Annotated in this window: 9 protein-coding genes; 8 read left to right on the top strand and 1 reads right to left on the bottom strand. The window is 68.7% G+C overall.

Features of this window, described 5'->3' with window-relative positions; genetic code table 11:
- Positions 1-394 (top strand): HNH endonuclease signature motif containing protein (locus AC1DVZ_RS13535; protein WP_477618721.1); only part of this gene is annotated, 394 nt, incomplete at its 5' end.
- Positions 395-600: 206 nt separating this feature from the next.
- Positions 601-1,239, top strand: a complete 639-nt coding sequence (locus AC1DVZ_RS13530) for a dihydrofolate reductase family protein (RefSeq protein ID WP_477618720.1) — start codon at positions 601-603, stop codon at positions 1,237-1,239.
- 22 nt (positions 1,240-1,261) lie between these two features.
- Here AC1DVZ_RS13530 and AC1DVZ_RS13525 read toward each other — a convergent pair whose 3' ends face one another.
- The gene (locus tag AC1DVZ_RS13525; RefSeq protein WP_477618719.1) at positions 1,262-1,900 is read right to left on the bottom strand and encodes a hypothetical protein; all 639 of its coding nucleotides are present in this window, start codon (positions 1,898-1,900) and stop codon (positions 1,262-1,264) included.
- Positions 1,901-2,128: 228 nt separating this feature from the next.
- On the opposite strand from AC1DVZ_RS13525, the gene AC1DVZ_RS13520 reads away from it, so the two are divergent.
- The 6 genes from AC1DVZ_RS13520 (at position 2,129) to AC1DVZ_RS13495 (ending at position 6,195) form a co-directional block, all read left to right on the top strand.
- Entirely contained in the window at positions 2,129-3,259 is a 1,131-nt protein-coding gene (locus tag AC1DVZ_RS13520) for a hypothetical protein (RefSeq protein ID WP_477618718.1), read from the top strand.
- Positions 3,260-3,403: 144 nt separating this feature from the next.
- A complete protein-coding gene (locus AC1DVZ_RS13515) occupies positions 3,404-4,006 on the top strand; it encodes a hypothetical protein (protein WP_477618717.1) in 603 nt (200 codons plus the stop codon).
- Positions 4,007-4,161: 155 nt separating this feature from the next.
- On the top strand, positions 4,162-4,644 hold the full coding sequence (locus AC1DVZ_RS13510; protein WP_477618716.1) for an Hcp family type VI secretion system effector: 483 nt from the start codon (positions 4,162-4,164) through the stop codon (positions 4,642-4,644).
- Between the two features lie 35 nt (positions 4,645-4,679).
- Complete coding sequence (locus AC1DVZ_RS13505) at positions 4,680-5,390, top strand: spermidine synthase (protein WP_477618715.1); 711 nt, start codon at positions 4,680-4,682, stop codon at positions 5,388-5,390.
- Positions 5,387-5,725: a hypothetical protein gene (locus AC1DVZ_RS13500; protein WP_477618714.1), complete on the top strand. Its 339-nt coding sequence runs from the start codon at positions 5,387-5,389 to the stop codon at positions 5,723-5,725. The genes AC1DVZ_RS13505 and AC1DVZ_RS13500 overlap by 4 nt, the downstream gene beginning before the upstream one ends.
- A 137-nt stretch (positions 5,726-5,862) precedes the next feature.
- The gene (locus tag AC1DVZ_RS13495) at positions 5,863-6,195 is read left to right on the top strand and encodes a hypothetical protein (RefSeq protein WP_477618713.1); all 333 of its coding nucleotides are present in this window, start codon (positions 5,863-5,865) and stop codon (positions 6,193-6,195) included.
- The last annotated feature ends 52 nt before the right edge of the window (positions 6,196-6,247 follow it).

The raw sequence follows: 6,247 nt of genomic DNA, 5'->3' as shown, positions 1-6,247 counted from the left end.
GCTGCGGGCGTTGTGGCTGCGTGACGGCGGGTGCACCTTCCCGGACTGCACGGTGCCGGCGTCCTGGTGCGACGGTCATCATCTGCGGCACTGGGCCGACGGCGGTGCCACCGACCTGGGGAACGCCGCCCTGTTGTGCGGGCGGCACCACACGATCGTGCACCGCAAGGGCTACCATGCCGAACTCGTCGACGGGCGGGTCCGGTGGGACCTGACCGCCGGCGCCTACGACCACTGGCTCGCGGAGCTATCGAGCGCGGGCGCGGGCGGGGGTTCCGGCTTCGCAGAGCCGCCGGCGATCAGGACCTACGACGTGTGGGGCGAGCTGGAGACAGCCGCCGCCGGGCAGAGCGCCGTCGAGGGCGCGGCAGGGGCCCCACCCTGGCGACCATGACCTAGCCCCACAGCCCGCCACACCCGGCGGGCCCGCCGGCATGCCCGCTGGCCTGCCCGCCGGCGGGGCTGCAGGTCGACAGGGCGCGCGTCACACCGGGGCGAACGAGCGGTCGTCAGGGTGCCGCTCCCGCTGACGAGTGAGCGAAGTCTCTGGTCGCGCGGCCCTGGCATCGGCTACCGTCGCCGAGCACCGAGGAGGCGCCGATGTCACTCACACGGATCCACAACTTCTCCATCTCCCTCGACGGCTTCGCCACCGGCGAGCCGCAGTCCGCCGAGGCGCCGTTCGGTCATGCGGGCGAGCGACTGCACGAGTGGATGTTCGCCACCCGGTTCTGGGACGCGAGCGGCGGCACCGTCGGCGTCGACAACGCCTTCGCTGAGCGCCACAGTCCCGGCGTCGGCGCCGAGATCATGGGTGCCAACAAGTTCGGTCCGCCGGGTTGGCGGGACGATCCGGACTGGAAGGGCTGGTGGGGGCCGAACCCGCCGTTCCACACACCGACCTTCGTTCTCACTCACCATCCGCGGTCCTCGCTGGAGATGGAGGGTGGCACCACGTTCCACTTCCTCGACGCCACTCCGGCCGAGGCGCTCGAGGTCGCCCGCGAGGCAGCCGACGGGCAGGACGTCCGGATCGGCGGAGGGGCCACCGTCGTGCGCGACTTTCTCGTCGCCGGCCTCGTCGACCACATGCATCTCGTCCAGGCCCCGATCGTGCTCGGGCGAGGTGTCCGGATCTGGGATGGTCTGGAATCCCTCGAGGATGCCTACGACATCGAGGCGGTCTCGTCCCCCAGCGGCGTCACCCACCTCACGTTCACGCGCAAGATCCCCTCGTGAACGTCATCGCGAACGTCCGTCCTCAGGGCGAATCACGAAGGCTCAGGCCCGCGCCCAGCACCCACAGCGGTACGAGGAGCAGGGGCAACGTGTAGAGGCTGAACAGCTGCGCCGACGCGACGACGTACCCGGCAACACACATCCATCCAGGCAGCTGCCTCGTCCGCGCCGACGCTCGAGCCAGCAGGAGGATGGTGACCCCCGCGCAGAGCGCAGCCGGTACGAACATCACGACATATCCGAGCTGCGGTAGGAGCTCGCGTCCCTGTTCGATGCCCGGGTCGCCGGTGAGTCGACCGAATTCGACGCTGAGTGAGACCGTCGCGAACGCCGCCGCAGCCAGACCGGCAAGCGCTGCGAAGGCTGTTGCAGTCAGACGCGCCACGAGGTTCTCTGTGCTGCCAGAGCCCGGAGCGTCGAGGGACTGCGTCATGCGTACGACGAAGGCGATGAAGAGCAGCCCCGAGAGTGTCAGCAGATATCCGCCCGCAGCATGCCGCAGCCGGTCGACCGTGCTGTCGAAATAGGCGAAGGATGGAGCGGCATCCGCGAACGCGCCAACCAGGTCCCCGAGCAAGGCGGTCGACGATGCAGTGAAGAGCAGTGCAAACCCCAGGCCCAGGAGCCTCACGACTCGGGTGTGGCGGTCGCCGTGTTCCATGGGCCAATCGTCGCCCATCTGCAGCCGCGGCGCAGGGGTCGCCCTGGGGTCCACAGCTGTGGCCCAACAGCTGACGAAGTCGAGACCCTGGGGAGGATGACGGGAACGGCTGTTGGCGAGACTGTTGAAGCCCCACCCGGAAGGCGAAGAGAGATGCTGCACTCACCAGGGAACGACGCGCCGCGGAGCCCGACCAGGTGGGCGCGTCGAGGAGCGAGGCTGGCCAGCATGGGGTTCACGGTGGCCTTCATCGGGACGACCATGACGGCGTGCGCAGGGTCAGACGCCAACACGCCGGTCGCCCAGAGCCCTACCGCGAAGGACGAGGCGCCCACCACTGCCACCAAGGCCCCTTCGACGTCGGCCGCCGAGGTCACCTTCGTGCAGGATGCAGGAGGCGAGGGGGGTGAATCCTCGGGACGAGTCGAGATGGAGGTCATCGCTGCCTCCGGACTGGGGGTGCACGTCACCATCTCCATGTTCACCGACCCCGACGCCAAGGACCCTGAAGAGGTGATGAAGCAGACCTGGGACGGGTCCAGACTGCTCACCTTCGGCTCGATGAGCGATCCGCAGTACGTCCTCTATGAGGCAGTACAGGAACACCCCGACGCCTGGAGTGGCCTGGGCCTGTGGTCACGCGAGCTGATTGGACCGGCCACGGGGACGACCTGCGACGCCCGTGATCGAGGCCGCACCATCCTGAAGCGAGACGCGGTCGGATACCGCTGCGCGACCGTCGCCACCGCTCAGCAGGACGGCTTCAGCTCCGACTACTGGTTCGACAAGGACACCGGAGTGCTCCTGGAGACCGGGGCCCTGCACGCAGCAACCTTCACACTGCGTCCGCAGACGGATGCTGCGACCTTCTCCACAACTCCTCCATCGGGTTCGAGAGCCACCGTTGTTGCTGCGCGCAAGCCATCGGCGGCAGGCACTGACAAGGTGCCGCCCTTCAGCCTCGAGCTGCTCACCGGCGGGACGGCAACCTCGGCCGCGTACGGCGGACACTCCTACGTCCTCGCCTTCTTCAACTCAGACACCTACTGGGACTCGCCCGACTCCTGCCCTGGCTGCCTGTCCGCCCTCAAGGCCCTCCAAGAGATGACAGGCAAGGGCAGGACGCCCCCCGTGCTCGCGGTCCAGGTGGGCGAGAAGGGCAAACCAGGGTTCCCGCTGGTCCCGCCCGGCGTCACCCTGCCGATCGCCAACGCCCCGACACCCGAGCTGCGCAACGCCCTGGGCCTGTCCAACGAGCTGGCCATCGCGTTCGTCGGGCCGGACGGGACAGTGAAGGTCAGCTACGACTCGGCACCAACCCCTGCGCAGCTGCGGCAGGCACTCGCCACCATCAGCTGACGAGGGCCGACCCACGGCCAGAGCCCGCCCACCCGCCACAGACCTGAACGACCCCTGGGAGCCCTCATGTTTCGCCACCGAGCCGCCCGCTCCCTCTCCCGCTCCCGGTCCCTGCCCCGCTCCCGCTGCCCCTCAGCGCGGTACGTGGCGCGCGCGGCCATCGGGGTGCTGACGTTGACCCTGTTCGCATGCGGCTCGGCGCCTCGGGGCGACGAGATCGCCCGAAACGAGGGTGACTTGGTGGCGGGCGTACCTCCTGATCAGCTGCCGCGAGTTGCCGCCGAGCTGGCCGCCGCAGGGCGGATCGCGTACTACCTCGGGCCGACAGCGGCGGGTCACGATTTTGACGGGATCGCCTGGATCGACAACCAGGGACCACTGCTCATCATCGAGGCCAACTACGGCCCTTGCGACCCCGGGGTCGAGGGATACTGCGGCGACCCGATCTCTGTCAGCACCCAGGAATGGGAGCAGTTGCCGACCGGTTTCCCCTGTGCGCGGCTCGAGCCACGGCTGTCGGTGCCGACCGCCGTGATCAGCGGCCAGCTCCACCTGTTCACCGGGCGACTTCAAGTCAAGATCGTCGACGACGCCGATCTCGACGTCCCCGACCGCCCGGTCGAAAACGCCCTCGCACTGGTGGCCCAGTTGCGGAATCTGTCCGGCACGGAGCCACTGGGCCAGCTGCCTCCCCCTGCACCAGAGGTCGTCGGATGGCTGGACCAGAGCTGCCCTGCGGACGACTGACTGTGGACCTCGTGGAGTCGACGGGTGCGGATGTCGTCGTCGGGTTCAGCACCTGATCTCGCATTCCGATATCCGATCGGCGGCCGAGGTTGACACCAGAAGACCGACGGGTCGACCTTGGGGTGGTCCAGGAGCCCAGCCAAGGAGACGGTGTCATGGCCAGCTCGATCTTCGCCAGGATCGGCACGATCAAGGGCGAGTCCCGCGATGCCAAGCACAAGGACGAGATCGAGGTCCTGTCGTGGTCGTGGGGCGTGTCCCAGTCCGGCACCACAGGACACGGCGGAGGGGGTGGTGCAGGCAAGGCGAGCTTCCACGACTTCACCTTCGCCCACCACGTCGACAAGGCCTCGCCGCTCCTGATGAAGGCGTGCGCCACGGGGCAGCACCTCAAGGACGCGACGATCACCCTGCGCAAGGCCGGCAAGGGCCAGCAGGAGTACCTCATCATCACGATGACGGACCTCCTCGTGACGAGCGTCTCCACGAGCGTCAGCGCCGAGGGGGACGCCACGATGGAGAGCGTCGGGCTCGCGTTCGCCAAGGTCGACCTCGAGTACAAGCCGCAGAAGGCAGATGGATCGCTGGAGGCCGGAATCCACTTCAAGTACGACCTCAAGGCGAACAAGGAGGGCTGACCGTGGCACGCCCACAGGGGCACTAGTCTCGGTGGGTGAGGATCCAGGAGCTCGACTGGGGCACCACCCCGTGGGGGGAGATCAGCCTTCGCCAGCGCTGGGACCGCGTCACGGAGCGGGACGTGTACGAGGTCAAGCTCGGGGACGACTTCCTCATGTCCAGCCAGTTCACCGCGGGTGAGCGGGAGCTGGCGCGGATCGGCCTCGCGGCGGTCACCGGCGCCTCGCTGACCGTCCTGGTGGGCGGGCTGGGACTCGGCTACACCGCCGCGGCAGCGCTCGAGGACGACCGGGTCATCGAGCTGACCGTGGTCGAGGCCCTGCCGATGGTCATCTCGTGGCACGAGCGCGACCTGCTGCCCGACACCGTCGGGCTGGCAGCGGATCAGCGGGTGCGCCTGGTGAACGACGACTTCTTCGACGTGGTGCGCGCGGGCCGCGCCGACCGCACCTACGACGCCGTGCTGGTGGACATCGACCATGCACCCGACTGGCTGCTGCGTGACGACCACGGTGACCTCTACACGGTCGAGGGCTTCGCCCGGGTCGCCGCCATGATCACCGACGACGGGGCGTTCGCGCTGTGGTCGGACGAGCCGCCCGAGCCCGAGGTGGTGCGGCGCATGGGCGAGGCCTTCGAGCGCGCCGACGCCCATGTGGTGCCGTTCCCCAACCCGCTCACGGGCGGACAGTCGACCAACACCGTCTACCTGGCGGTCCGGCCACGTCGGTTGGTTCGGCCATGACGCACGGCGAATCCTCCGCTCGCGCCGGCGTCGCTCGATCCGCGGCCGCCCTCGCCCTCACCGCCACGCTCGCGATCATCGCGCTCTGGTCCGTCGCTGCCATGGAAATCCAGACCGCATTCTCCCAGTGGCTGTTCAATGACCACCTGCCCCTGGCCATTGCCCTCACGATCACGGGGGGAGCGGTCTCCGGCGGATTGGCGCTCATGGCCCTGAATGAACCCAGCAGCTCTGCGAGGTCAAGGACCCAGGCGCGATTCGCCCTCAGGTGCCTCGGCGTCGCTGTCCTGGTTTCAGCAGGCATGCTCCTCATCGTCAGCGGGCAGGGGGCGTGACCCGCCGCGCCCACTGACTGCCCTCCGCCTTGGTCCACTGACTGACTCAGCCTTGGCCCACTGACTGCCTCAGCCTTGGCCCGCCGACGGGCACATATTCGGTTGTCGTCAGGAGGGCGCCCTGAGAGGCTCTCGCCATGCAGCCCAGCGCCGTGGACCCGCCGTTCGACCAGCTCCTGGCCACCGCAGAGGCAGTAGCCCAGGCTCGTCCGGAGGTGGACCTCGAGATGGCTCGGGAGGTGTTCCTGGAGGCGGCGACGTTGCTCTACAACGGCCTGGCCCTCGATGGGCTCGACGAGCACGACGCCAACGCCGTCGTCGCTGGGCTGTGCCTCGACCTCGTTGCCGCGGATCCGGGCTCCGCGGTGCGGGCGCATGCGCTCGCAGCCCTGGAGGCACCCGGGGACCTGCATGACGCAAAGGGTGTGGCCGCGGCATACGAGGTCTCGGCGAGGATCCTGCAGCTCTGAGAAGGTGACGCTGGAAGCGGCACCCACCTTCGAAAATGTCGGGCGTCCAGTC

This window comes from Pedococcus sp. P2_E5 (genome assembly GCF_056403895.1).
Note: the sequence above shows the minus strand (reverse complement) of the source record. Positions and strands in the feature narration are given on the sequence as shown.

Coding starts and splice junctions, on each gene's coding strand:
- AC1DVZ_RS13530 (WP_477618720.1), top strand. CDS start 601: ATGTCACTCACACGGATCCACAACTTCTCCATCTCCCTCGACGGCTTC.
- AC1DVZ_RS13525 (WP_477618719.1), bottom strand. CDS start 1,900: ATGGAACACGGCGACCGCCACACCCGAGTCGTGAGGCTCCTGGGCCTG.
- AC1DVZ_RS13520 (WP_477618718.1), top strand. CDS start 2,129: ATGGGGTTCACGGTGGCCTTCATCGGGACGACCATGACGGCGTGCGCA.
- AC1DVZ_RS13510 (WP_477618716.1), top strand. CDS start 4,162: ATGGCCAGCTCGATCTTCGCCAGGATCGGCACGATCAAGGGCGAGTCC.
- AC1DVZ_RS13500 (WP_477618714.1), top strand. CDS start 5,387: ATGACGCACGGCGAATCCTCCGCTCGCGCCGGCGTCGCTCGATCCGCG.
- AC1DVZ_RS13495 (WP_477618713.1), top strand. CDS start 5,863: ATGCAGCCCAGCGCCGTGGACCCGCCGTTCGACCAGCTCCTGGCCACC.